We start from the raw sequence: 25184 nt of genomic DNA, 5'->3' as shown, positions 1-25184 counted from the left end.
GGTGCGGAGGGGGTGCTGTCGGCGGCGGGTGGTCACACCCGGATGACCTGCGGACCCAGCAGGGTGTAGCGCTGGGCCTCGGCCGGCGGCAGGCCGCTGTCGGTCACGATGGCCTCGACGTCGGCGACATCGGCGAACCGGCAGAAGCTGGCGGCGCCGAACTTGGTGTGCACCCCCGCGAACACCCGCCGCCGGGAGCCGCGCACCGCCTGCGCCTTCACCTCGCTGACGGCGGGGTCGGGCGTGGTCAGACCGTGTTCCCGTGAGATCCCGTTGGCGCCGATGAAGGCCAGGTCGATGACGAATCCGGCGAGCATCCGGGTGGCCCAGTGGTCGACGGTCGCCATCGTGCCGCTGCGCAGCCGGCCGCCGAGCAGCAGGACCGTGGCCTTTTCGGCGTCGGCCAGGGCCTGTGCGACGGCCAGCGAAGCGGTGACGACGGTCAGCGGCCGGTCGCGGGGCAGCGCCCCGGCGATCAGCTGCGGGGTGAACCCCTCGTCGATGAACACGGTCTCCGCGTCGCTGAGGAGCCGGGCGGCGGCAGCGGCTATCCGGGTCTTCTGCGGCACGAGCTGGGTGGTGCGGACGGCGAGGGTGGTCTCGAACCCGGAGCTCTCGACCGGGTAGGCCCCGCCGTGCGTACGCCGCACCAGCCCGTGTTCCTCCAGGACGTGCAGGTCCCGGCGGATCGTCTCCTTCGCCACCTTGAAGTCGGCGGCCAGACCGGTGACATCGACGCCTCCGGTCCGCCGAGCGAGTTGGAGGATCCCTCGTCGGCGTTCCTCGGTGTTCACGGCACTCTTCCCTGCGGTCTGCTGTGGAGCGACGCCCGATCGGGCGCCTGGCATGTTTGTACAAGCGCCGGGGTGATCGTGAACAGGGTGTCCGGGAGATCGATGGGGCCCGTTCGTGCCCGTTTTCCGGCGTGTGTCACCGCTGGTCAAGTGTGCGATGAGGGATATGTCGGATGGGAGGGCCGCCCCGCTTGGGCCGACTGAGCTCCGTTTGAGGCCCGTTCGGGCATCGGCGGCTGCCCGGCGCGGCGGCGCCCCGGGGCCGTGGTGTCCGGTCCCGGGGCGCGGTCTCGCGGGCTGTGTCCGGTCAGCGGTCGAGGGTGCAGTAGGCCCGTGCCTTCTTGTGCGGGTCGCTCTCGGAGCGGGCTTCGAGCGCGATGCGGCCGTGCCGGGCGGCGTCCGGGCGGGCGGCCACGGTGACCGGGACGGAGACGGTCTTCCCGGCCCCGGCGGCGGTGAGGCGGTTGGGCAGCCAGGCCGACCAGCCGCGGGCGGCGGAGGTCGCGGAGAGCCGGTAGACGTCGGAGGACAGATGCGGCGCGCTGCCCGCGCCGCCGGTGTTGGTCAGCGGGAACGTGCACACGGCGCGGCCCTTCGCGGGGGAGCCGTGCGCGGCGCCGCGGCGCAGGTCCAGGCCGCGGCGCTGCGGGCCCGCGCCGTCCAGGGACTTGACGGCGACGGTGTAGCTGAGCACGCCGGACGCGTCGCGTGCGATGTCCAGGACGTAGAAGTGCAGCCGGTTGGCCTCGTCCACGTACTCGTAGCTGCTGCCGGAGTCCGCGCCGGCGTGGAAGAGGGCGTCGCTGAGCTGCCGGTAGTCGCCGATGGTGATCTTCTGCTGGGTGCCGTCGGGGCGCTTGAAGTCCACCATGTCGATGTCCTCGGGGTGGGCGTCGACCACCCACGCGAAGGGGGCGCGGTCCTTGTCCTTGGTCTTGGAGACCAGGACGCCGTGGTCCGGGGTGAAGGAGTCCATGCCCATCCGGTCGACGACCTCGACGGTGTAGTTGTCGTAGCCGCCGCCGTCGCACAGCGGGTCCGTCGAGGGGGAGCAGGCGGGCGCGCGGTCGCCGCTCATGGTGATGTTGACGCCGGACAGCCCCTTGTCGCCGGGCGGCGCGGAGCGCGCGGTGACCCGGGCGACGGCGAGGCCCGAGGCGGCCAGGGCGTCCCGGTCCAGGCGCAGGACGTTCTTCTCGTCGACGATGCCGAGCTTGAGCTTGTCGCGCAGCACGTGCTGGGAGCCCATCGTCGCGCCCTCGGTCGCCGGTATCCGCCAGCGGGTGTGCGGGCCGCCGGGGCCGTTGAAGGAGCCCCGCGAGAGCATGCTCCAGATGCCGGTGTACGCGCGTCTGGGCGGCGAGCCGTAGGGGTTGTTGTAGTTGTCCGCGATGCCGAGGATATGGCTGAACTCATGGGCGTACACGGCCATTCCGGAGCTCTCGGCCTGGGTGGAGGAGCCGTCCTCGGCGTTGGGCCAGATGCGGGCGGCGGCCTGCCAGGAGGTCCACGGCACGTAGCGGGTGGCGGCCGCGTTGCCGCCGCCGGCGATCGGCGACGGAGGTCCCCAGGCGGCCGGTACGTCCTTGGGGTCCGCGAACTTCATCTGGCCGAACTCCTGCCAGGCGGCCGACTCGTCCTGACCGGCGGTCAGGTAGAAGACGAAGTCGAACTCCTTGGTGCGGTCGGCGCCCACGTCGGCGGTCCAGGCGGCCTTGCCGTCGGTCCGGATGTCCTTGCCGCAGGCGTCGCCCACGGGGCAGGCGCCGGGGTTCATCGACTTCTCGATGCCGTACTGGTAGGACTTGAACGGCATGCGGTACGTGCCGAATCCGGTCAGATCGACGCCGATGCGCCCGCCGGAGTCCTCCATCCAGTACTCGTTGATGGTGTGGCCGTGGTTGAGCTTGCCGGGCTTGTTGAGGAAGTCCTGGTAGAAGCGCGGCAGTTGGGCTCGCGGCACGTCGTGGGCGGCGGACTGCGGGTTGCCGAAGATCGTGGAGCCGGCCGGCCTGCTGACCGTGAACTCCTCGTCGGGGTAGTCCAGCAGCACGAGCGCGCCCTTGAACGTCCGCCGGGTCGGCACGGCGTTCGGGTCGGCCCAGTGGGCGCCGGGGACGGCCCGGTAGTCGGCCCAGGTCATGTCGTCGGGGTTGCGCCAGTTCTGGGGGTCGATGGGCCGGTTGAGCGGCGGCCGGTCCGGGGGAGCGGGGTCGGGGTGGGCCCGCGCGGGGCCGGCGGCGAGCGCGGCCAGCAGCCCGAGGAGGAGGAAGACGATGCCGGAGCGGCGGAGCGGTCCGCCGCGCGTACGGGCCCGTCTGAGGGGGAGGAACAAGACGCACCTCTTGTCGGTAATCTTCAACAAGGACATGACAAGCGATCGGACGGCATTCCTACCGCTGCCAAGGTAAGCCGGGGGCGGAAGGGGCACCAGAGGGTCGAGGAGTCGAAGGGGACCATGACGGACACCGACCGGCACGGCTACGCCATGTCGCACACCGGCCAGCAGGCCCTGGCCCACTACGAGAACGCCCTGGGAGCGCTGCTCCTCTTCCGCGGCGAAGTGGCCGACGAGTCGCGGGCGGTCCTGGACACCGCGCCCCACTCCGTCATGGGCAACGTCCTCGCGGCCTACCTCGGGCTGCTGGGCACGGAGGAGAAGGACGCCGCCGCCTCCCGCGCCGCCTTCGCCCGCTACCGGAAGTCCAGCCCCGCCGGGGCGACCGCGCGCGAACGCATGCACCTCGCCGCCGCCACCGCCTGGCTCGCCGGCGACCTGCGCCGGGCCGGCGCGCTGCTCGGCGAGATCACCGTGGAGTACCCGCTCGACGTCCTCGCACTGGCCGCCGGGCACCAGATCGACTTCTTCACCGGCGACGCCGTACGGCTGCGCGACCGCGTCGGCGGCGCGCTGTCCGCGTGGCGCGAAGGCGACCCGCAGTACGGGCAGGTGCTGGGCATGTACGCGTTCGGGCTGGAGGAGACCGGCCACTACAGCCGCGCGCAGCAGACCGCCCTCGCGGCCGTCGAGCGCGACCCGCGCGACGTGTGGGGCATCCACGCGGTCGCGCACACCTACGAGATGCAGGGCCAGTTCGCGGAGGGCATCCGATACCTGGACGCCCGTACCGACGACTGGGCCGCCGGCAACTACCTGAACGTGCACAACTGGTGGCACTACTGCCTCTACGCCCTTGAGGCCGGCGACACCCGGCGGGTGCTGGAGATCTACGACGCCGTGCTGCACAACGACCGGTCGCAGGGCCTGGCCATGGAACTCCTCGACGCCTCCGCCCTGCTGTGGCGGCTGCTGCTGGCCGACCACGACGCCGGCCCGCGCCGGGCGGCGCTCGCCGACGCCTGGGCGGCCCGCCACGACGCGCCCTACTACGCCTTCAACGACGTGCACGCCGTCATGGCGTACGTCGGCGCGGACCGCGTCGCCGACGCCGAACGCCTCGTACGGGACCGGGAAGCGTGGCTCGCGGAGGCGGGGGCGGGGACCCGGGCGGGGGCCGGGACGAGGGACGAGGAGGCGGGGGTTGAGACGGCCGGCGGGGCTGTGAACGGGCAGGCTTCGGCCTGCCGCGTCGTGACCAACCGCGCCATGACCGAGCGGATCGGGCTGCCCGTGTGCCGGGCGCTGATCGCCTACGGGCAGCGGCGGTACGGGCAGGCGGTCGACCTGCTGGCGCCCGTCCGCTACCGCCTGAACGACTTCGGCGGCAGCCACGCGCAGCGGGACGCGATCCAGAAGACCCTGCTGGAGGCGGCCCTGCGCGCCGGCCGCGCCGACACCGCCCGCACCCTGGTGAGCGAGCGCATCAACCTGCGCCCGGTCTGCCCGTACAACTGGCTCGCCCAGGCCCGCCTCGCCGACCGCATGGGCCGGGCGGCGGAGGCGGCCGCCGCGCGCGTACGGGCGGAGGAACAGGCTTCTTCGGGGGCGGCGGCGTTGGGGCGCTGAGGCGGGGACGGGGGAGGGGGCGCGGCACCGTCGTCAGGCGTCTCCGGACGTTTCGAAATGACGGTGTCTGCATTTCTGCTGAATTGCCGTCGGGCTCGGATCGCTATCCGATCATGATTCTTGGGAGCTATATCGAATCGTGACCCGTTAGTCATGTGCATGAGTATTCAGGGAACGGTTCGGCTGCTAATCCTGTGGTGTCCCATCCCCCCACCCTCGGAGAAGACACCACAATGCGATCGATGAGGTTACTGTTCGCCGCACTCCTGGCGTTCATCGCGATGGCCGCCGCCGCATCCCAGGCACAGGCCGGCCCGCAGAGAGATGTCACCGTCCCGGAGAGCGGCGTCACCGCCCCGCAGAGACACGCCGCCGCCGCGCAGAGAGATGTCGTGGCGGGGAAGTATGTCGCCCTCGGCGATTCCTATGCGGTGGCCGTCGGCACCCGGAAGTACGACAACCCCGACGACGCGTGCCGTCGCGGACCGCTCGCCTACCCCAGGCTGTGGCACGCGGCCCATCCCGCCGTCGGATTCGTGGAGGCGTCGTGTTCCGGCGCGACCACAGCCGACATCGACAAGACGCAGATCGGCTCGCTGACTCCGGACACCAGTCTCGTAACGCTCCAGGTCGGCGGCAATGACGTCGGGTTCGTCGACGTCCTCACGCACTGCATCCTCACCGTGGACGACAAGGACTGCCTGGCCGGGGTCGAGGCCGCGAAGCAGGCCGCCACGGGCAAGCTGTCGCCCGCGCTCGCCCGGACCTACGCCGTTGTGCGCAAGGCCGCGCCGGCCGCGAAGGTCGTCGTCGTCGGATATCCGCGCCTTTACACGATCGGGGGCGACTGCGGAATTCTCGGCCTCAGCGACACCGAGCGCAAAGCGCTGAATTCGGCGGCCGACACATTGGCCGACATCACCGCGTCGCGCGCGAAGGAAGCCGGATTCACCTTCCTCGACGCGCGCCCCGTGTTCGACCCGCACACGCTCTGCTCCGGCAAATCGGAGTGGGTGACCAGCCTTGAGTGGAACAAACTGAACGAGTCCTACCACCCGAATACCGACGGGCACCGGGACGGTTACCTCGCCGCCCTCAACCGCATTACGGGATGAGGCCGGCGGGTGAATAGCGGGCGGCCGACTGCATGGGCAGCCGGCCGCCCGCTCACCCGGCCGCCCGTACGTTCCCCGCCCTCGCGCCGGTGGCCCGCGCGCCGACGTCTTCGAGGCGGTCGGCCGCCGCCGGGGCGCCGCCCGCCGCACGGAAAGAGTCACCGATCGCCTCGGCCGCCGCGCGATGGCCGCCCGCCGGATCGAGTACGGCGTCGACGGCCGCGCCCAGCCCCCGGGCGTCCACCCGGCTGAAGCGGACCCGCACCCCCGCGCCCGCGTCCACCACCTGCCCCGCCACGATCGGCTGATCGTCACGGATCGGCGCGAGCACCAGCGGCACCCCGTGCCACAGCGACTCGCACACGGTGTTGTGGCCGCCGTGGCAGACGACGGCGTCGACGCGCGGGAGCAGATCGAGTTGCGGCACGTACGGTCGCACGAGCATGCCGGGCGGGACCGTGGCCCCGGCGAGCGTACGGCCGGGGTCGACGACGACGCCCTGCACCCGGTCGCGCGCGGCGTCCAGCGCGGCCACCGCCTCCGCCAGGAACCGGCCGCCCGCGTCCGCGTTCGCCGTGCCCAGCGTCACGAGTACGGTGCGGCGTCGCGGGTCCAGTTCCGACCAGGGGAAGCCGGGCCGGTGCGGCCGGGCGGCGATGGCGGGGCCGACCAAGTGCAGGGGAGCGTCCGGCAGTTCGGCGTCACCGAGGAGTGCCCGACCGGTGAAGGCGATGATCCCGTACGGGGAGAACCGCGGGTCAGTGCGGTGCGCCGGGTCGCCGAGCCGCTCCCGCAGCCCGCTCAGCAGACCGTTGAGCCAGGCGGCCACTTTGGGCATGGCGGCCAGTGGGTCGACGAGTTCGGCGGAGGTGGTGGACGAGGTGACGTACGGGATGCCGTGGCGCTCGGCGACCAGCGCGCCCGCGACGGCGTGCTGGTCGGTGACGATCGCATCAGGCGTGAACGCCTCGATCGCGGCCTCGACACCCGGAGCCATCGACTCGGCCAGCGGGAGGAAGAACTCCGCCCACAGGAACCGGAACGCCGCGGGCCCGGTCAGCTTCGGCGGCCTGCTCAGCTCATCGCCGGGCAGCGCGCAGCCGAACACCATGGCCTCCGCGCCCGCGAGCTCCCGGAGCTGGTCGGCGTGGCCCGCCCAGGCCACCCGGTGCCCGCGCGAGCGGAGTTCGTCCGCGACGCCCAGCAGCGGATTGATGTGCCCGACCAGCGGCGGGACGACGAACAGGAAGCGGAAGCGCGTCACGGCGTCGCCGCCCCCAGCAGTGCGTGCTCCCGCACCCAGGAGAGCAGGAGTTCGCGGGTCTCGGCGGTGCGCTCCACCAGTACGGAGTGGCCCTGGTCCGGCAGGACGACGGTGCGGCATGCCGTCAGTTTCCTTTGCAGGTCGGCCACTTGCTCGGAGAGGCCCGACTCATCGCCGAAGATCGCGAGCAAGGGGCAGTCGATCGCCCGTAGATCATCGTTGATGATCCGCCCCGCCGGTACGTCCTCGGCCAGCGTCGTGGTCTGGAGGATGCGGCCGGCGGCGCGGGAGAGCCGCGCCGTGTGCGCGCCGTGCTCGGCGTGTATCCAGTCGATGACCTCCTCGCGCGCGAGCCGGTCCTTCGCGTCGGCGAGCCCGTCGGCCATGTGCCGGGTCCACTCCGCGACTGGCGGCTCCGACTCGATCATCGTCACGGTCGCCACCCGCTCCGGGTGCCACGCGGCGGTCGCCGCCGCGACCGTACCGCCGAACGAATTGCCCACCACATGCGCCGGCCTCCTCTCGCCGAGCGCGTCGAGCAGCGCGACCAGGTCATCCACGAAGGACTCCAGGCGGTAGCCGGTGCGCGGGCGGTCGCTGCGGCCGTGCCCGCGCAGGTCGTACATGATGACGTCGATCCCCTCGGCGGCGAAGGCCGGGCCGAGAGTGAAGTAGTAGCTGGCCAGACTGTCGGTGAGCAGGCCGTGTACGAACACCACCAGCGGCGCCTCGCCCTGTCCGGCGGGTGGCCGGGCGGCGGCGTCGAGGCGCTGTACATGTGTGGTGATCCCGCCCGTACGGATCTTGGCCATCGCGGTCAGTCCTGTTCGGAGGGGGCGGCAGTAGCGTGCAGTGACTCCACTACGTAGTCCACGAGTTGACCGATTGTCAGCGCGATGATCTCGTCCAGTTCGAGATCGGCGATGAACGCGGCGAAGTTGACCCGGTCTCCGTAGTGTTCGCGCAGCGCTCCGGAGAGCCCCACCAGGTCGATGCTCTCCAGTTCGAGATCGTCGTGGAAGGTGGTCTCCCGCGCGATCTCGGCATCGTCGAGCCCGTACTCCGCCAGCAGTTCCCGCAGCATGCCGGCGATGTCCGCCAGTACGGACGCGGGGGCGGGATCGGGGCTGGTGCCGTTGTCGAGGCTGTGGCCGGTGTCCGTGGTGAGGTCGCCCCCGCCGGCCGACGGCGCGCTCTCGGCCGTCTCCGCCGTCGCGAGCCCGGTAGCGTCAGTGGTCATCCCGCTCTCCTGTCTCCTCTGTCTGCTCGTCGGCGGCCGTCCACGCGACCACGTAACTCCGCGCGGGCAAGCGCGGCGGATTGGCTGTGTCCCGCACTTGCGCGGTGTACGGAACGCCCCCGGCCAGCACGCGCAGCCGGTCGCTGTCCGCCGCCACCACCCGGAAGTCGGCGGGGCGGCCGCGCAATCCGGTGCCGCGCGCCTTGGCGACGGCCTCCTTGGCCGCCCAGAAGCGTGTGAACCACAGAGCGCCGCTGCCTGCTCCGCCCTGCACGCTCACTTGATCGAGGATCTCCAACTCCGCGTCGCAGCAAGCTGCTTCGACGGTCGATCGCGGACGGTCCGCGACCTCCTCGACGTCGATGCCGCACGGGCCGCGCCGGGCGATGGCGACCGCGGTCTCCGCGCAGTGCGCGAGGGAGACGGTGATGCCGTCGACCACCCGCCCGTGCACTCCGTACATGAGAGGACGCCCCGACTCGTCGTTGCGCACGGCGATCTCGGCCGGATAGATCTCGCCCGCGCCCTCCCGCCACAGCAGGCCGCGCACCGCGTCCTTGGCCGCGATCCGCCCGAGCAGCCAGTGCCGGCGACGGACGGGGGAGAGCCGCTCGTACTGGGCGCGTTCGGCGCTGCCGAGCATGTTGCGCATGATCAGTTCACGGGTGGCGAGGTCCGGCCAGCGCTCGTGGACCTGGGCCCACCCCTCTGGCCGCAGCGTGGACAGCGTGTTCTCGCCCGGGAACCGGTCGACCGCCCGGATGCCGGGATCGGTGTCGAACCGGCGGTCCGTCCAGCCTGTCAACTCGGCCCATACACGTCCCTCTTGCAGCAGCTGCATGTCGGCGGTGAGGGTGCTGTCGGTGACCTCGGTGATGCGGATCGCGCACATCAGGCGCGTACCGGGGCGGAGCTCGGGGCCGTGGAAGCGGATGCGGTCCATGCCCACCGGGAGCACGGTGGTGCGCTCCGTGAGCGTCGCCATGATCCAGTAGCCGAGCAGCTGCCCGGCGTTGTCGAGCAGCGCACCGGGCGCCTCCGGTGCGGTGATCAGCCCGCGTACGTGCCGGTCGCCGATCGCGGTCAGTTCGGTGACGCCTTGGAAGCGCGGGCCGTGGAACATCCACCGCTCGCTGTAGAGCTGTTCGGCGCGCATCGCCGGTACGCGTTCGGCGGCCGGGTCGACGGGCCATGGTGCGGGCGGGGCCGGGTGTTCGGCGGCCAGCTCGACGACGGCTCGGGAGGACTCCGCAAGGATCACTTCAACCCGGCCTGGAGCTATTTGACGTACCGTCACCGGCACGTCTGTGGCGGGGATCGCCTCGATCCACTTCAGCAGCCGCACCTGGTGCACCGCCACGGCTCGTAGGCCAGGCATCGCGCGCTCGGCGATGTCCATGAGATGCCGGACCACCGTGGTGGCGGGCACCACCGGCCACCGGTCGACGGCGTCGGGCCAGCCCGGCCGCTGCCGGAAGAAGCAGTGATCGAGCAGATACGGCATCCGCGCGACATCGATGCGGAGGGAGGCGGGGGCGAGCGCCGGCGCGGACGTACGGTCGTACGTTCGTGGCCGTTTCCCCTCTTGTACGGGCTCTTGTACGGGCGTGGGCTCGGCCGGGGCGCGACGCTCGGGGACCCGGGGCTGAGGCGGCTCCGGGCTCCGGGGGCGGGCGCGGCCTCGCCGGGCGGCGGCTATGAGGTCGGCTGCTGTGGCGGCGGTGTCGCCCAGCAGCGCGGACAGCTCGGCGGCCATCGGGAGCCCGGCCCCCACCCGTTCGAGCCGGTCCAATGGGCTGCCGTTCGCGGCGTCGCTGACGCGCGGGAGGGTGGTTTCCGCGGTGACGGGGGATGGGTGGTTCGAGCCGTTCGTGTTCCCGTTTCCGATCCCGTTTCCGTTCTCGCCGTTGTCGGGGGCGTTGGCCCTCTCTGCTGCCACGCCCTCTGGTGCGGCGAGCAGTCCCGTGAGGAGACCCCGGGAGTGAGCGGGCAACGACACCAGTGCCCCGCCGAGGTCCAACCGGAAGCCGGGCCGGTCGGGGCGGTGGGTCGGCTCGGTCCGGTCGGTCCGGGTGGGGGCGGCTGTGGAGACGGAGGATGGGCTGTTCGAGGCGAGCAGCGGGGCCACGTCCGGCTCGGCGCCGTCCGTCCACAGCGCGGTGACCACCCTGCGGAGCTGCGCCAGGCTGTCCCGCGACCCCGCGTGCGCGGAGACGACGAGCCGGTCCCGGCCGGCCAGCGTGTCGTCGATCAGCGAACCGAGCTGGCCCGCGCCCAACTGGACGAAGGCGCGGAACCCCGCGTCGTGCATGGCGGAGATCAGCAGGCGGAACCGCACGGGTTCCAGCAAGTGACGGACGAACAACTCCCGTACCTCGTCAGCATCCTGCGGGTACGGCGCGGCGGTCGTCGCCGACCACACCGGGGTGGACGGCGGGCGCAGCGTGTACGCCTCGGCGGCGGCGCGGATCGGCGCCAGGTAGGGCGCGAGCATCGGCGTGTGGAACCCCGAGCGGAACGGCAGTACTTGGCCGACCACCCCCTGGGCGCGCAGCCGCAGCACAAGGGCGGTGACGGCGTCGTGCGGGCCGCAGACCATCGACTGGTTCGGGGCGTTGTCGTGCGAGAGCACCACGTCTTCACGGCCGGCCAGTTCGGCGCGTACCCGGTCCGCGGGCAGGCCGAGCATGGCGAAGGCGGCGCCGGGCACGCGCAGCGCGTCGGGGTCGAAGTCGGCGAGAAAGGCGTCCACTTCCTCCGGCGCGTGCATGCCGCCGCAGGCCATGGCGGTCCACTCGCCGACGCTGTGCCCGGCGACCGCGTCGGGCACCACGCCGAGGCGCCGCAGTGCGGCGTCGAGCACCCGGCCGAGCTGGAACACGGCCGCACCGTGCCGCCCGACGTCCCCGACCTTCGCCCCGCCGGGCGACCAGTCGAGACCGAACCGCTCCACCAGCTCGGCGACGCGCGGCTCGAACTCCGCCTCCAGGCCGGGGAAGACGAACGCGGTACGCCCGTCGGCTCCGCCGAGCAGTGGACGTGGGCTGAACCACACGTCGCTCCGGCCACGCCAGGGCGCGCCCTTGGCCACGGCCTTGCGCGCCAGCGCGAGCCGACGCCGCGTGGGGTCGACGATGCCCAGCCGGCACGGACCGCTCGCCCTCGCCCGCTCGTCCAGCCCGGCGGCCAGCACCGCCGAGTCGTCCTCGGAAAGCATCGCGGCGAGCGCCTCGGGGGAGGCCCCGGCAAGCCGCAGCACCCGTTCCGGCTCAGTTATGGAGGTGCGGGCGGTACGGGCAGCCGGTTCCGTACGGGCACTGGGTTCCGTGCCCGCGCTGTGGCCCGCACAGGGGCTCGCGATCGTACGGGTCGTACGGGCTGTCCGGGTGTCAGGGGCTGGCGCGCTGCCGGTGGCCGTCCCGGTACCGGATCTCGTACGCGAACTCGTGCCGCCTGGGCGCGCCCCGCCCCCGGCCTCCTCCAGCACGACATGGGCGTTGATGCCGCCGAACCCGAAGGCGTTGACGCCCGCTCGGCGTGGGGCGCCGCTGGCGGGGGCGTGCCACGGCCGGGCGTGGTCGAGTGGCCTGAAGCGGGTGTGGGCGAGCGCCGGGTGGGGGGTGTCGCAGTGGAGTGTGGGGGGCAGCACGCCGTGGTGCAGTGCCAGGGCGACTTTGATCAGGCCGGCGATGCCCGCCGCCGGCATGGTGTGGCCGATCATGGACTTCACCGAGCCGATGACGGCCCGGTCGGCGGCGATCGCCGGGCCTGTGTCGTCTTCAGGGCCGAACACCGTGGCCAGCGTGGCGAGTTCGGCACTGTCTCCGGCGGGAGTCGCCGTGCCGTGCGCCTCCAGCAGCCCCACGGAGTCCGCGGCTCGCGGGTCCAGGCCCGCCGCGTCCCACGCCTGGCGCACCGCGCGCACCTGGCCGCCGGAGTCCGGGTTGAACAGGCTCGCCGAACGGCCGTCCCCGGCCACCCCCGTGCCGGACACCACGGCGTAGACGCGGTCACCGTCGCGCTCGGCGTCGGCCAGGCGCTTGAGGACCACGATGCCCGTACCTTCGCCGATCAGCACGCCGTCGGCGGCGAGGTGCAGGGGACGGCAACGCTGGCTGCGCGACAGCGCGCCGAGCTGGCTGAAGACGCTCCACAGGGTGATGTCGTGGCAGTGGTGCACGCCGCCCGCGAGCATGACGTCGCACCGGCCAGCCCCGAGTTCGCGTACCGCGTGGTCGACCGCCACGAGCGAGGAGGCGCACGCCGCGTCCACGGTGTAGGCGGGGCCGCGCAGGTCCAGCCGGTTGGCGATGCGGGACGCGGCCAGATTCGGGACCAGCCCGATGGCGGACTCCGGCTGTTCGGGGCCGAGTTGGCCGGCGAACGCCGAGCGGACCCGCTCCAGCCGCTCTTCGTCGAGTTCTGGCAGCAACTCGCTTAGCGTGCGCACCACTTGATGCGCGGTGCGCACCCGCTGGTCGAGCCGGGCCAACCCCGGCGTGAGGTAGCCGCCCCGGCCCAGTACGACGCCGACCCGCTCCCGGTCGGCAGGCAGGACCCCGTACCCGCCCGCGTCCTCCACGGACCGGTCGGCGACATCCAGCGCGATCAGCTGATCGGGCTCGGTCCCCGGGACCGAGTTGGGCATGACGCCCAGCCTGGCGAGGTCGTACGCGATGCCCTCGTCCACGAAGCCCCCGCGCCGGCAGTAGACGCGATCGGCCCGCCGCGGCCCCTCCGGCGCGTAGAACTCCTCGTCCCAGCGCCCCGCCGGGACGTCCGTGATCGAGTCCACGCCGCCCTCGATGTTCCGCCAGTAGCCGCCGAGGTCCCTGGCGCCCGGGAAGAGCGCGGCCATGCCGACGATCGCCACCGGAGTCGTACGGGCGGGGGTGGGCGGGAGCCTGTGGGAGGGCTTTTGCGGGGTCGCTGTACGGGCGATGCCGGTCGCCGCGTGGTTGTCGCCGGTCGTGGAGCGGGACCTGTCGATCGCCGGGCGGGTTGCGGCGGCCACAGCCCCAGCTCCGGCGGCCACGGTCCCAACTTCGGCGTTCTCGGTCCCAACTTCGGCGTTCTCGGCCTCGGCCTCGGCCTCGGCCTTGGTGGTCGGGGTCTCGGCCTCGGCGGCCACCGCCCGGGCTTCGTCGGCCGCCGACCCGACTCCGCTGGTCACCGCTCCGCCCCCGGCGGTCGCGGACCTGGCGGCCGCTGCCTCGGACCCGGCGGCCACCGCCCCGACTCCGCTGGTCACCGCTCCGGCCTCGGCGGTCGTGGACCTGGCGGCCGCTGCCTTGGACTTGGCTGCCTCGGACCTGGCGTCCACCGCCCCAACCCCTCCGGTCGCCGACCCGGGCCCGGCTTTCGCGGATCTGGCGGTCACCGCTCCGGCCCCGCTGGTCGCGGTCCTGGCTCCGCCGGCTACCGACCTGGCCGAGTTGATCGCCGCACGGTCGGCCTCGGTCGTGGTACGGGGCCCGTCGGCAGCCGTACGGGCTCCGTTGGTCGCCGACTCGGCTCCGCCGGGCACCGCTCCGACCCTGGCGGTCGCGGACCCGGCGGCCACCGCCCCGGCTCCGCCGGTCGCGTCCTCGCCCCCGCCGGTCACCGACTCGTCCTCGCCCCCGCCGGTCACCGACCCGCCCTCGCCCCCGCCGGTCACCATCCCGACGCCGTGTAGAGGACCGAGTGCACTGTGGGCGCGCCCCAGGCCAGTTCGCGCAGCAGGCTGAGCGGGCCTTCCTCGGGGTCGATGAGTTTGATGCCGCGGGCGGCGTACGAGCGCATCAGCTCGGGCGTCACCATGCCGCCGCCGCTCTCCGCCGCGGCCCAGGGCCCCCAGTGCACCGTCAGGCCCCGGCGGCCGGGGGCCGACCAGCGGCGGCCGAGTTCCTCCAGCGCGTCGTTCGCCGCCGCGTAGTCGCACTGGCCGCGGTTGCCGAGGGCGGCGGCGATGCTGCCGAACAGCACCGCGAACCGCGGCTCGTCGGTCAGCGCGCCGGCCGCGTCGAGCAGTACGCGCGCGCCGTCGACCTTCGTGGCGAACACCCGACGGAAGGACTCGGCCGACTTCTCGGCGATCAGCCGGTCCTCGACGACCCCCGCCGCGTACACGATCCCGTCGAGCCTGCCGTGTTCGGCGTGGATGTCCTTGACGGCGGCGCGCACCGCCTCCTCGTCGCGCACGTCGATCGAGCGGTAGCCCACCGAGCTGCCGAGTTCCCGCAGGTCAGAGATGGTGGCTCGGACCTCCCGCTCGGCGAGTACGGCCGCGCAGGCCCGCTCGATCCCGGCGGGCGAGCCCGCCCCGGCGGCGATGAACGCGGCCCGCAGCTCATCCCGGCCGACGATCCCCGCCGTCTTCGGGTCCTCGGCCTCGGCGGGCGCCGGGGTGCGGCCCAGCAACTCGATCCGGCACCGGCTCGCCGCCGCGAGCGCGCGGGCGAAGCGCGCCGTGATGCCCCGCGCGCCACCGGCGAGCAGGACCACCGAATCGCGGTCGAGCCCGGCGGCGGCAGCCTCCGCGACGCCGCCGCCCGCCGGCCCCGCGCCGGTGGCGGCGAGCGTGCCGAGGCCGGTGGGCGTCGGGCGCAGCGTGCGCCGCCGCCCGCCGTCGGCCAGGACCACGACCGGCGTCCGTTCCACGGCCGATTCGGCGGCGGAAACGGTGGTGGGACCGGTGGCGGCTCCCGTAGTGGCTCCGGCGGAGGCGAGTTCCGTGACGACCGCTCCGGCCACCGCCTCCGGACTGTCGTCCGCTCCGACCTCTACGAGCGTCACGGCGACGTCCTCGTACTCGCGGGCGAGACTGCGGAAGAAGCCCCGCAGGCCGCGCACCGTGCCCTCGTCCCGGCGCTCGACGGCGAGCAGCCGCCGCAGGCCGCTGTCCGCCAGGGCCGCCTTGAACAGCGGGAACGCGTCGGGGAGCGAGGTGTCGGGCGCCTCGAAAGCGTGCAGGTAGACGACGGTGTCACCGCCGAGCCGTTCCGGGAGCCGGTCACCGGAGACGATGGGCACGATCTCGGGGTGCGCACCGGCGGCCCGTAGCTGTTCGGCCAGGAGCCGCGCGAGAGGACCGTCGCCCAGCAGTGCCACGGTGCCGCCGGGGGCGATCGGGGCGGTGACCGGCGGGAGGTTGACTTCGGTGAACTCCAGGCGCTGCGGGGGGAGTACGGAGGCTTCCAGGGGCTCCTCAGTGGTTGCGGCCGGTTCGGCTCCTTGCGGCGTTCCGGCCTCCGGGCCGTCGAGCCTGGCCAGGAACAGACCGGCGATGGCCGCCGCCGTACGCGCCGAGCTGAGCTCGTCGAGCTCCGTACCGTCGCCCAGGGGCAGGCCGAGGCGAGTCGCCAACTCCCCGGCTATTTCAGTCCTCTTGATGGAGTCGACGCTGAGGTCGGCCTCCAGGTCCAGCTCCGGTTCGATCATGTCGACCGGGTAGCCGGTGCGCTCCGCGACGACTGCCAGCACCGATGCGAGCACGGTGCTCCGGTCGGCGGCGACGCCAGCGGGCGCGTGCGTCTCCGAGGGTGCGGCCTCCGCCACGGGCTCCAGGCCGGGGCCAAGCCCGAGGGCCGGTGCGCCGAGCGGCCTGGCGGCCGGCTCGTACGCCACAGTCGAGGCCGTGACTGGAGCCGTCAGGGCGGGCGGCGCGGGTTCCGTGCCTCCGCCTCCCAGATAGCGCAGCAGCACATCGCGCTGCGCAGCGACCATCTCCCGGCTGCTGCGCAGGAATTCGGCGATCAGGGCATCCGGACCGGACGGCGGGGCGCCGTCCTGGGCGGGGTTCTCCGGCACGATCAGCTCCGTGAGGGGGCGGGCGGGGTGGAGGGCGTTGGGCAGGAGGGTGCCGTCGGCGCGGCGGGCGAGCTGACCGTTCACGGTCCAGCCGGCGGCGGAGGGCGCGGTGCCGGTCTCCGCGTCCACGGCGTCGCGTCCTTGGAACAGCCGCCCGGTGCGCACATCGGCTCCGGCTACGGCGAGTTGGGCGACGGCGGCGAGGAAGCCGTAGAGCCCGCCGCGCCGTCCGCCGCCGTCCAGCGGGACCGTGCGGTGCGGGCGGTCGCCGAGTACGGCGGAGACCAGGCGGGTCAGCACCCGGCCGGGGCCGACCTCGGCGAAGACCCGGGCCCCGGCCGCGTACATGGCCTCGATTTCCTCGGCGAACCGGACGGGCGCGCCGAGCTGCTCGGCGAGTCCGGCCCGTACGGCGTCCGGGTCGGCCGGGTACGCGGCGGCCGTGCTGTTGGCCCACACCTGAACGGACGGCGGGCGTACGGTCAGCGTCTCCAACGTGCGGGCGAATACCTCGCCCGCACCGGCCAACAGCGGGCTGTGGAACGCGCAGGCCACCTGGAGCCGCTTCGCCGCGAGCCCCGCGTCCCGCAGGTGGCCGATCGCCGCGTCAACTGCCGCAGTCGGGCCAGAAATCACGGTCTGCCGGGGAGAGTTGTGGTTCGCGGTGACGACTTCTCCCGCGAGACCGGAGAGTTTGAGCACCTCGTCGACCTGCGCGGCCGACGCCGTGACGGCCGCCATGGTGCCGGGGTCCTCATCCCGGCCCTCGCCCCCGCCCCTGACCCTGGAGAGGATGGCTTCGGCGCGTGCGGCGCTCGCGGTGAGCAGGTCTTCGGGCGTCAGCGCCCCGGCGACCGCGAGTGCGACGAGTTCGCCGTAGCTGTGACCTGCGGTCATGTCCGGGCGTACGCCCACGGTGGCGAGGAGTTCGGCGGCGGCGAGCCCGGTGATGCCGAGCGCGGGCTGCGCGACGGCGGTGTCGGTGAGCCGGGCGAGCTGACCGGCCGTGGTCGCTTCGTCGAAGGCGGCGGGCGGGTGGATGGCGTCCGCCCAGCGGGAGCCGAGCCGCAGGCAGCCGTGCAGTTCGGGGAAGGCGACGAAGAGGTCCGCGAGCATGCCGGGGCGCTGACTGCCCTGCCCAGGGAAGAGGAACGCCAACTTGCTTTCCTCGGCATCCCCTTGATCCGAACCGTCAGCGGTTGATCCGGCAGAGTCGCCCCCAGCCCCCGCAGTGAAGAGCCCCGCCCCCGGATCGTCCGCCCCCTCCGCGGCCCCGTGCAGCAGCTGGGTCAGGTGCGGCACGCTGTCGGCCAGCAGCGCGATCCGCACCGGTTCGCCGCGCGCGGCGGCCGAATCGCTGCGCCGGGCGGCGCTACGCGCGTAGTCACGCAACCGCCACGTTTCGCCGCGTTCGACCAGGCCGAGCAGCGTACGGGCGCCCCGCCGGGCGGCGGCGTCGTCCTTGCCGCGGAAGGTGAACAGCTCGGCCGGCCACTCGTCGAGCGCGTGGGCGGCCGTGGCCTGGGCGTACGCGCGTAGAACGACGTGGAAGTTGGTGCCGCCGAAGCCGAAGGCGCTCACCCCGGCGATCCGCTCGGCCGGTTCCGCGGGCCAGGGCCGGGCCTCGGTGTGGAAGACGAACGGGCTGCGGTCGGCGTCCCAGGCCGGGTTCGGCTGCCGTAGGTGCAGGGTCGGCGGCCGTACCCCGTGGTACAGCGACAGGGCCGTCTTGATGAGCCCGGCCAGCCCCGCCGCGCACTTGGTGTGGCCGATCTGCGACTTCACCGAGCCGATGGCGCAGCTGCCCGGAGCGGCCCCGGCTGCGGTGAACACCTCGGTGAGCGTGGCCAGTTCGGCACGGTCGCCGACGACCGTGCCCGTGCCGTGCGCCTCGATGAGGCCGACCTGCGCGGGCGAGACTCCGGCGTTGCGGTAGGCGCGGGTCAGGGCGGCGTGCTGGCCCTCGGGGCGTGGCGCGGTCAGGCCGAGCGCGCGGCCGTCGCTGGCGCTGCCGACTCCGTCGATGACGGCGTAGACGCGGTCCCCGTCGCGTTCGGCGTCGGCCAGCCGCTTGAGCACCACGCAGCCGACGCCCTCGCCGAGCGCGATCCCGTCGGCCGACCGGTCGAAGGTCGCCGAGCGGCCGGTGGGCGAGAGGGCGTGCACGGAGGAGAAGAGCAGATAGTCGTTGATGCCGTTGTGCAGGTCCGCGCCGCCGCACAGCACCAAGTCGCTGGTCCCGGAGGTCAGTTCCTTGCACGCCACGTCGACGGCGGTGAGCGAGGAGGCGCAGGCCGCGTCGACGGTGTAGTTGGCGCCGCCGAGGTCGAGGCGGTTGGCGATCCGGCCCGCGATGACGTTGGCGAGCATGCCGGGGAACGAGTCCTCGGTGAGGCGCGGCAGTTGGCCGTCGAGGGCGGCGGGGAGTTCGCCGACGTACGCGGGCAGGACCGTGCGCAGGGTGCTCGCGTTGGCGAGGTCGCTGCCCGCCTCGGCCCCGAACACCACCGACGTACGGGCGTGATCACGCTCCGTCTGACCCGCGTCCGCGAGGGCGCGCCGGGCGGCCTCCAGCGCGAGCAACTGCACCGGTTCGATGCTGCTCAGAGAGGCGGGCGGGATGCCGAAGCGCAGCGGGTCGAAGGGGATCTCGGGCAGGAACCCGCCCCACCGCGACGGCGTGCGCTCGCCGTCGCCGTCGGGCGCGTAGTACCGCTCGGGGTCCCAGCGCTCGGCCGGCACCTCGGTCACACAGTCCTTGCCGGCCAGCACATTGGCCCAGAACGCGGCCGTGTCGGGGGCGCCGGGGAACATGCCCGCCATGCCCACGACGGCGATGCGCAGCGGTTCGGGAGCGGGCCGTTCGGCGGCCTCCGGGGCGAGGCCCAAGGCGTCGCGGACCGCTTCATTCCGGGCCCGCAGCCACTCGACGGCTCCGTCGCCCACCGACCGGTGGAGGGCGGCGACGGTGGTGACCTCGTCGCGCAGCACGCACACCTCGCCGGCCATGAACATGCCCTCGGCGCCCTGCCGACCCTCGTCCACGGGGCGCAGCTCCGCGCCGACGCGTTCGATGCCCTTGCTGGCCAGCCGCAACCTGCCGACGTTGAACTCTTCGAGCCGCGCCCACCGCTCGCGGTCGGGCACGCCCCGCTCGCGCAGCTCGCCCTTGAGGGCGGCGAAGTCCGCGGTGAACGCGCTGTGCGCGCAGCGGGTGGCGTGGCCGGGCGCGGTCTCCAGCAGGTCGGTCCGCTCGGCGGCGAGGACCCGCCGCTGGAACAGCGGCTGGACGGCCCCGGCCCGTACCGCTTCCTCCGTGAACAGGTAGGCGGTGCCCATGAGCAGGCCGAACGCGACGCCCGCGAGGGTCAGCGGCGCGGCGAGAGCGGCGACCATCGCGGCCGAGCGCTCGTCGTGGATGCCTCCGGCGAACAGGACGGTGATGCGCGCGGGGGCGGCCGCTCCGGTGGATGCCGTCGCCGTCACGAAGTCGAGCAGGACCCCGATCTGGGCCTCCCAGAGCGGGAAGCTGTTGCGCGGGCCGACGTGCCCGCCGCACTCGGCGCCCTCGAAGACGAACCGGCGCGCACCGGCCGCGAGGAACTGCCGCAGCAGCCCCGGCGACGGTACGTGCAGAAAGGCGGCGATGCCCGCCGCCTCCAGGTCGGCGGCCTGCGCGGGCCGGCCGCCGGCGATGATCGCGTGGGTCGGCCGCAGCCGCCGTACGACCTCCAACTGCGCGGCCCGGATCTCCTCGTCGGCGAACCCGAGGACGCCGACGCCCCAGGGCGCGTCGTCGACCGCGTCGCGGGTGCGCTCCAGCATCGTCCTGGTCTGCTCGGCGTCGCTGAGCGCCAACGCGAGGAACGGCAGCGCGCCGCCCGCCGCGACGGCGGCGGCGAACTCGGGGCGGTCGCTGACCCGGGTCATAGGGCCCTGAACGATGGGCAGTCGGGTGCCGAGTGCCCGCGCGCCGGGGGAGTGGGGGCCGAGGGCGGCGGCGGGGGCGTCATCCTCGACGGCGTCGACGATCGCGGCCCGGACGCCGCGTACGACTTCGGTGACCGTGGTCCATCGGCGGGCGAAGGAAGCGGTGAGGAAGGCGTCCTGCCCGACGGGAAGGAACTGGGTCCGCAGGTCATCCCCACCGATCAAGTCCTCGAACTCCGACCGAGTGGCAGGTAGTTGAGGTGTCCCGGGGCCGCGTCGCAGTAGGACGCGGCTGCCGTGGTGCAGTACGGTCTCCGACCCGTCGAGCCCGCTGAGGGCATCGACGATCTCCAGCGGCAGCTCCGCCTCGTCCAGCAAGGCGAGTTGAGTGTCGAGCACGACGCCCGCCGCGCCGCCGGCCACTGCGGCAGCGGCGGTATGTGCGCCGATGCCGCCCCAGGCCCAGACGGGGATGTCGATCCGAGGGGCGCTGAGGAGCTGCTGGAGCAGTACGAACGTACTCAACTCGCCTACTCTGCCGCCGCATTCCGCTCCGCGTGCAATGAGCCCGCAGGCTCCGGCCTCGACGGCCCGTACGGCCTCGGCGAGGTCGGTGACCTCGGCCAGGACTTGCCGGCCGGTGAACTCCTCGGGGCGGCGGTCCGGGTCGGCGAGCAGTACGAACGTCGCGCGGCTCGGCAACTCATCGTTCGAGGTGGAGCAGTTGGGCCTTATGCGTACGCCGAAGGGCCTGGTCGACCAGTGGTCGGTACGGGCGAGGAGTTCGGCGGCCTTTCCGGAGTCGCCGGTGGGCAGTTCGAGTACGCCCAGAGCGCCCGCCGCGCAGGCGGCGGCGGTGAGCCTGGGCGACGGCCGGTGGACGGGGTTGACCGCGATGACCGGACCCGGCCATGAATCGGAAGGAGACCGCGGAGGCTCGGAGGAGGAGTGGCCGCGCTCGGGTGCTGGCTGAGCGGAATCGGGCGTCGCGGAGGTCGCGTTGGACGGTCTTGGGCCCGGCATCCTCATGGGTTCTCCCCGACTGCGAGATCGGTCGACCAGCTGATGGTGCGTAGTAGACGGGACGGTTTTCCGAGAGGTCAACTGTCCACTTCCTACAGCTGATTACTCTCCGTCGATCATGTGCGACGTGCTGACTGCCGGGCATTTCGCCCCTAGTGGCCCAACGGGTCGCGGCTTCTCGCGCCCGCCATCCCCGAGTAACGCAATAGAGATGAAATTGTCATGCTCACATAACTGTGTGCCTATCGGCGGGACGCCGATTGTGGGGCAGATCACAGTCGGGCTGTGGGGGTTTCGGTGGCGGGTCGGTGCCGGGTCGGCGGCTTGCTGTCGTGCAGGGGGTGGCGTCGGTGGCGCTTTCGGGGAGGTGGCGGAGCCGCCTCGGGGGCGGTCCGGAACCTGATGGTGCGTCAGTAGAATGCCTGATGGTTAGTCAGTTCGGAACCTGAGCGCACAGGGAGACCGGAACCCGATTGCACGGGGAGTCCGGAACCCGACGCTGGATCGGTCCGGCATCTGAACTCGGGTCCTGGACTCGCAACCTGAACTCGGCGCCGGTCCGGGGCTGGTCCGGAACCGAACCGGAACAACCCGTACAGGCCCGGTCCGCGACCCGGCCTGCATCGGTACGGTGGCCGCTCGGGGGCCGGGAGGGGCGCAGCGGGAGGGCAGTTCGTATGGCTCGTACAGCTCGTACAGCTCGCACGGCTGAAGCGACCGCGCCGGTGACCGTCGCGCTCATCGACGACCACCCCGTCGTGCTCGCGGGCATCGAGTCCTGGTACGCCGCCTCCGAACGGCCGATCACCGTGGTGGCGAAAGGCCCCGACATCGCACTCGCCCTGGCCGGTGCGGGGAGTACCGCCGACGTCGTGGTCCTCGACCTCCAGCTCTCACGCGGCGCCCCCGTCTACCCCGAGCTGAAGCAACTCGTCGCGATGGAGCGGCAGGTGGTCGTCTACACCATGCAGGAGAGCCAGGACGCCGCGCTGACCTGCCTGGATCTGGGGGCGTTCACCTTCCTGACGAAGGCCGAGGGGGAGGACCACCTCGTGGCGGCCACGCTCGCCGCCGCCGACTGCCGCCCCTATACGCCCCCGGCCCTGGCCGGAGCCTTCGGCAGTGACGTCCGGCTCGGGCGGCCCTCGCTGGCCCCGCGGGAGGTGGAGGTACTGCTGGAGTGGTTCCAGTCGGAGTCCAAGGCCATGGTGGGGCTCAGCCTCGGGATCTCGGTGCGTACGGTCAACACCTACCTCGACCGGGTGCGGATCAAGTACGCCAACGCGGGCCGGCCGGCGCCGACCAAGGCGAACCTCGTCGCCCGCGCCATTCAGGACGGCTGGGTGTCGCTCGACGAACTGTGACCGGGTGGGAGGGGGTTGGGGGAAGCGGAGCCGGTACCGGCCCCGACGGCCCCGGCTCCACCGGCCGTCCGGGAAGCGTCGGTCGCGTGGGCAGGGCCGGCCGCACGGGAAGCGTCGGCCGTACGGGCAGGGTCGGCCTCGGCGCCGCCCGGTACGGCGCACACCGCCTCGACCCACAGCCGCCCCTCGCTCTGCACCGTACGCACCTGGACGCCCGGTTCGCCCGAGGCCGGGATGTCCGTACGCGGGGCGTCGGTGACGACACTGACGCGCACCCGCCCGCCGCCGCGCACCACGGTCGCGCGGGCGGCGTGCTCGGCCGTCGTGAGGGCGGCGAGTACGGGTTCGGTCAGGGCGCGCCGCAACTGCCGCGGCACCGGCGCGGGCGTGCCCCGCACGGCGAGCTGTACGTCCACGCCGTTGCGCTCCGCGACCCCGATGCACGCCCGCAGCTCGTGCACCAGCGGGTCGGCGGCCTGGTCCCGCTCCGCGAACAGCCGCCGCAGCCGCGCGGCCTCGAAGGCGCACCGGCGGCGCACCCGCTCGTCCGCCGGGTCCAGCTCCCCGCCGGCCAGCCCGGCCAGCAGCGGCAGCACGGAACGGCGCAGATCCTCGTAGCGCGCCCGCTGGTCCGTGTGGATCCGGGCGGACACCTCGGCCTCGGTACGTACCCGCTCCTGCTCCCGCGCGGTCGCGCTCGCCGCCGCCGCGCACCCTCGCAGCAGCCCCGCCATGACCGCGGCGGCCACCTGGAACGCGCAGATGACCATGGCGCTGACCGCCATCCCCGCCGCCGCCTGACGCGACGGCGCGCCCGCCGACAGCAACTGCGCGAGCGTGAGCGCCACGCAGCAGCCGATGAACAGCAGCGTCCACCGCAGCCGCTCGCCGTACAGCAGCAGGACCCCGAACCATCCGATCTCCAGGAACGACCAGTGCGGGGTGGCGAGAAAGTACGCGGCGGGTAGCTGTGCGGTGGCGACGGCCGCCGCGGCCAGCGCGCAGCCGAGCCCGGCGACGGCCCAGCGCCGCGATCGGGTCCGGTCCCGGTCCCGGGTTCGGGCCTGGCCCTGTGACTCGGTCCGGTCCGGCGACTGGGACCCGTCCTGCGACTCGGTCCGGTACTGAGAAGGGGGCCGGTCCTGCGACTCGGTCCGCTCCCGCGAACGGGTCCGGTCCTGTGACTGGTCCCGGCCCCGCGCGCCGAGCAGCAGGTCCACCGCCATCACCAGTGTGAGCACGCCGAAGGCGACGAACTGGATCCAGGGCTGCCGGTAGTGGCCGAGATTGGTCAGCAGGGCGGGCAGCGCCAGCCCGAAGTGGACGGCGGCGAGGATGACCAGGCCCGCGACGCGCAGCCCGCCGCGCATGTCATCGGCGATCCGTTCCGTCAGCGCCTCGGACACGAGACCATCCACTCCGTCAGCGGTTCGCGCGTACGGCCACTCCGGTAGCGGCCCGGCCGGGTGTGCGGTGCCTCAGACATACGGCCACTCCAACCGTACGGTCGTGCCCCGGCCCAGCGTGGAGTCGACGCTCGCCCGTCCGCCGACGGCGGTCATGCGCTCGACCACCGACCAGGCCAGCCCGCGGCAGTGAGCGGGTACGAGCGCCACATCGAACCCGGCGCCGTCGTCGCTGACCGTCACGGTGACCCGCTCGCCCGCGCGCTCCGCCCGTACCGTGGCATGGTCGACGCCCGAGTGCAGCGCCACATTGCGCAGCGCCTCGGCCACGCCGCCGCGCAGCGCCACGACCGCCGGGTGCCAGGCGCGCCCGAGCCCGCCCGCGAACTCCGTGCGTACCCGCAGCGGATTTCCGGAGATCTCCTCCCGCAGCTCCTCGGCCACCTCCGACTCCCCGGTCGTCACCCGCTCGGCAGCCAACTTCCTTAAATCCTCGGCCGCCTGACGCCGCACCACATCGCCGGGGATCGACGAGCCGCGCACCGCGACCATCAGCAGCGTCGCGCACGCCGTGTCGTGCAGCGTCGCCAGGTACTCGCGCTCCGCCGAGCGCTGCGCCTGGGCGACCTCGTGACCGCGCCGGGCCGCGGCGGTCCGCGCGGCCGCCGCGTCGGCGGTGCGGCTGCTGCGCAGGACGAGCCGGTACAGCCCCTGGGCGAGCGACGACTGGATCAGCAGCCACCCCACATTGGGCAGCGCGTACGCCCAGCCCTCCGGCCGGTCCAGCATCGCCCCGGCCAGATCGGCGGCGGCGAGATACAGCGCCAGCGCGAGTGCGAGCGGCGCCGGGTACACCAGCTGGTACGACACCGCCACGATGCTGACCGCCACCAGCACCCAGGTGCTTCCGTGCAGCGTCTGCGCCGCGGGAACGGACAGCGCCTGGCCGAGGCAGAGCCCGGTCATCACCGTCAGGTCGGCGGCGAGCAGCAGCCGGGGCCGCCGCCCGGTTGTGCCGAACCGGTAGTGCACGGCGCTCCACGCGAGCATCCCGGCCGCGACGGCCACGGCCGCAGGCATCGCGTCCACCGGCATCGCAGGCGGGGCGAGCAGCGCGCAGGAGCCCACCACGACCGCGCGGATGCGGTGCGCGTACCGACGTCCGAAGCTCACGAACTCCCGCTCGGCGGGGCCGGGGCCGATGGTATCGCCGGGGCCGCTTATGGAGGGTGAGGTGGGCGTTCCGGACCACAGGGGCGGTGCCCCAGGCTCGTGGAGCCCGTGAGCCTC

The 25184-nt window shown here is 73.2% G+C and carries 12 protein-coding genes; 3 read left to right on the top strand and 9 right to left on the bottom strand.

The annotated features are described in order from the left end of the window. Window positions 1-32: 32 nt before the first annotated feature. Together AB0I22_RS13880 and AB0I22_RS13875 are read right to left on the bottom strand one after the other, a co-directional pair. A complete protein-coding gene (locus AB0I22_RS13880) occupies window positions 33-794 on the bottom strand; it encodes a DeoR/GlpR family DNA-binding transcription regulator (protein WP_363130969.1) in 762 nt (253 codons plus the stop codon). Between the two features lie 307 nt (window positions 795-1101). Then, window positions 1102-3129 carry a M6 family metalloprotease domain-containing protein gene (locus tag AB0I22_RS13875; protein WP_363130968.1) on the bottom strand — a complete coding sequence of 676 codons (2028 nt, stop codon included), beginning with the start codon at window positions 3127-3129 and terminating at the stop codon, window positions 1102-1104. Window positions 3130-3252: 123 nt separating this feature from the next. On the opposite strand from AB0I22_RS13875, the gene AB0I22_RS13870 reads away from it, so the two are divergent. Beyond that, entirely contained in the window at window positions 3253-4761 is a 1509-nt protein-coding gene (locus AB0I22_RS13870) for a tetratricopeptide repeat protein (protein WP_363130967.1), read from the top strand. A gap of 242 nt (window positions 4762-5003) precedes the next feature. Further along, on the top strand, window positions 5004-5876 hold the full coding sequence (locus AB0I22_RS13865; RefSeq protein ID WP_363130966.1) for an SGNH/GDSL hydrolase family protein: 873 nt from the start codon (window positions 5004-5006) through the stop codon (window positions 5874-5876). 52 nt (window positions 5877-5928) lie between these two features. Here the strand turns inward: AB0I22_RS13865 and AB0I22_RS13860 are convergent, their stop codons facing one another. From AB0I22_RS13860 to AB0I22_RS13840, 5 genes are all read right to left on the bottom strand, one after another. Further along, window positions 5929-7140 carry a nucleotide disphospho-sugar-binding domain-containing protein gene (locus AB0I22_RS13860; RefSeq protein WP_363130965.1) on the bottom strand — a complete coding sequence of 404 codons (1212 nt, stop codon included), beginning with the start codon at window positions 7138-7140 and terminating at the stop codon, window positions 5929-5931. Beyond that, window positions 7137-7952 (bottom strand): alpha/beta hydrolase, encoded by an 816-nt coding sequence (locus tag AB0I22_RS13855; RefSeq protein WP_363130964.1) that lies wholly within the window; start codon window positions 7950-7952, stop codon window positions 7137-7139. Before AB0I22_RS13855 ends, AB0I22_RS13860 begins: the two co-directional genes overlap by 4 nt. Before the next feature lie 5 nt (window positions 7953-7957). Continuing rightward, window positions 7958-8224: a phosphopantetheine-binding protein gene (locus AB0I22_RS13850; RefSeq protein ID WP_363131127.1), complete on the bottom strand. Its 267-nt coding sequence runs from the start codon at window positions 8222-8224 to the stop codon at window positions 7958-7960. Window positions 8225-8369: 145 nt separating this feature from the next. After that, complete coding sequence (locus tag AB0I22_RS13845) at window positions 8370-13238, bottom strand: beta-ketoacyl synthase N-terminal-like domain-containing protein (RefSeq protein WP_363131126.1); 4869 nt, start codon at window positions 13236-13238, stop codon at window positions 8370-8372. Between the two features lie 797 nt (window positions 13239-14035). After that, window positions 14036-21130, bottom strand: coding sequence for an SDR family NAD(P)-dependent oxidoreductase (locus AB0I22_RS13840; RefSeq protein ID WP_363130963.1), 7095 nt, complete (start codon window positions 21128-21130; stop codon window positions 14036-14038). 671 nt (window positions 21131-21801) lie between these two features. On the opposite strand from AB0I22_RS13840, the gene AB0I22_RS13835 reads away from it, so the two are divergent. Next, complete coding sequence (locus AB0I22_RS13835) at window positions 21802-22488, top strand: response regulator transcription factor (RefSeq protein ID WP_363130962.1); 687 nt, start codon at window positions 21802-21804, stop codon at window positions 22486-22488. Here AB0I22_RS13835 and AB0I22_RS13830 read toward each other — a convergent pair. Then, a complete protein-coding gene (locus AB0I22_RS13830; protein ID WP_363130961.1) occupies window positions 22455-23894 on the bottom strand; it encodes a hypothetical protein in 1440 nt (479 codons plus the stop codon). The two genes, AB0I22_RS13835 and AB0I22_RS13830, sit on opposite strands and share 34 nt — an antisense overlap. A 72-nt stretch (window positions 23895-23966) precedes the next feature. Continuing rightward, window positions 23967-25067: an ATP-binding protein gene (locus AB0I22_RS13825; protein WP_363130960.1), complete on the bottom strand. Its 1101-nt coding sequence runs from the start codon at window positions 25065-25067 to the stop codon at window positions 23967-23969. Between the last annotated feature and the right edge of the window lie 117 nt (window positions 25068-25184).

Source organism: Streptomyces sp. NPDC050610 (genome assembly GCF_040654875.1).
Lineage (GTDB): Bacteria > Actinomycetota > Actinomycetes > Streptomycetales > Streptomycetaceae > Streptomyces.
The sequence above is the reverse complement of the archived record's forward strand: the minus strand, read 5'-3'. Positions and strand labels throughout refer to the sequence as shown.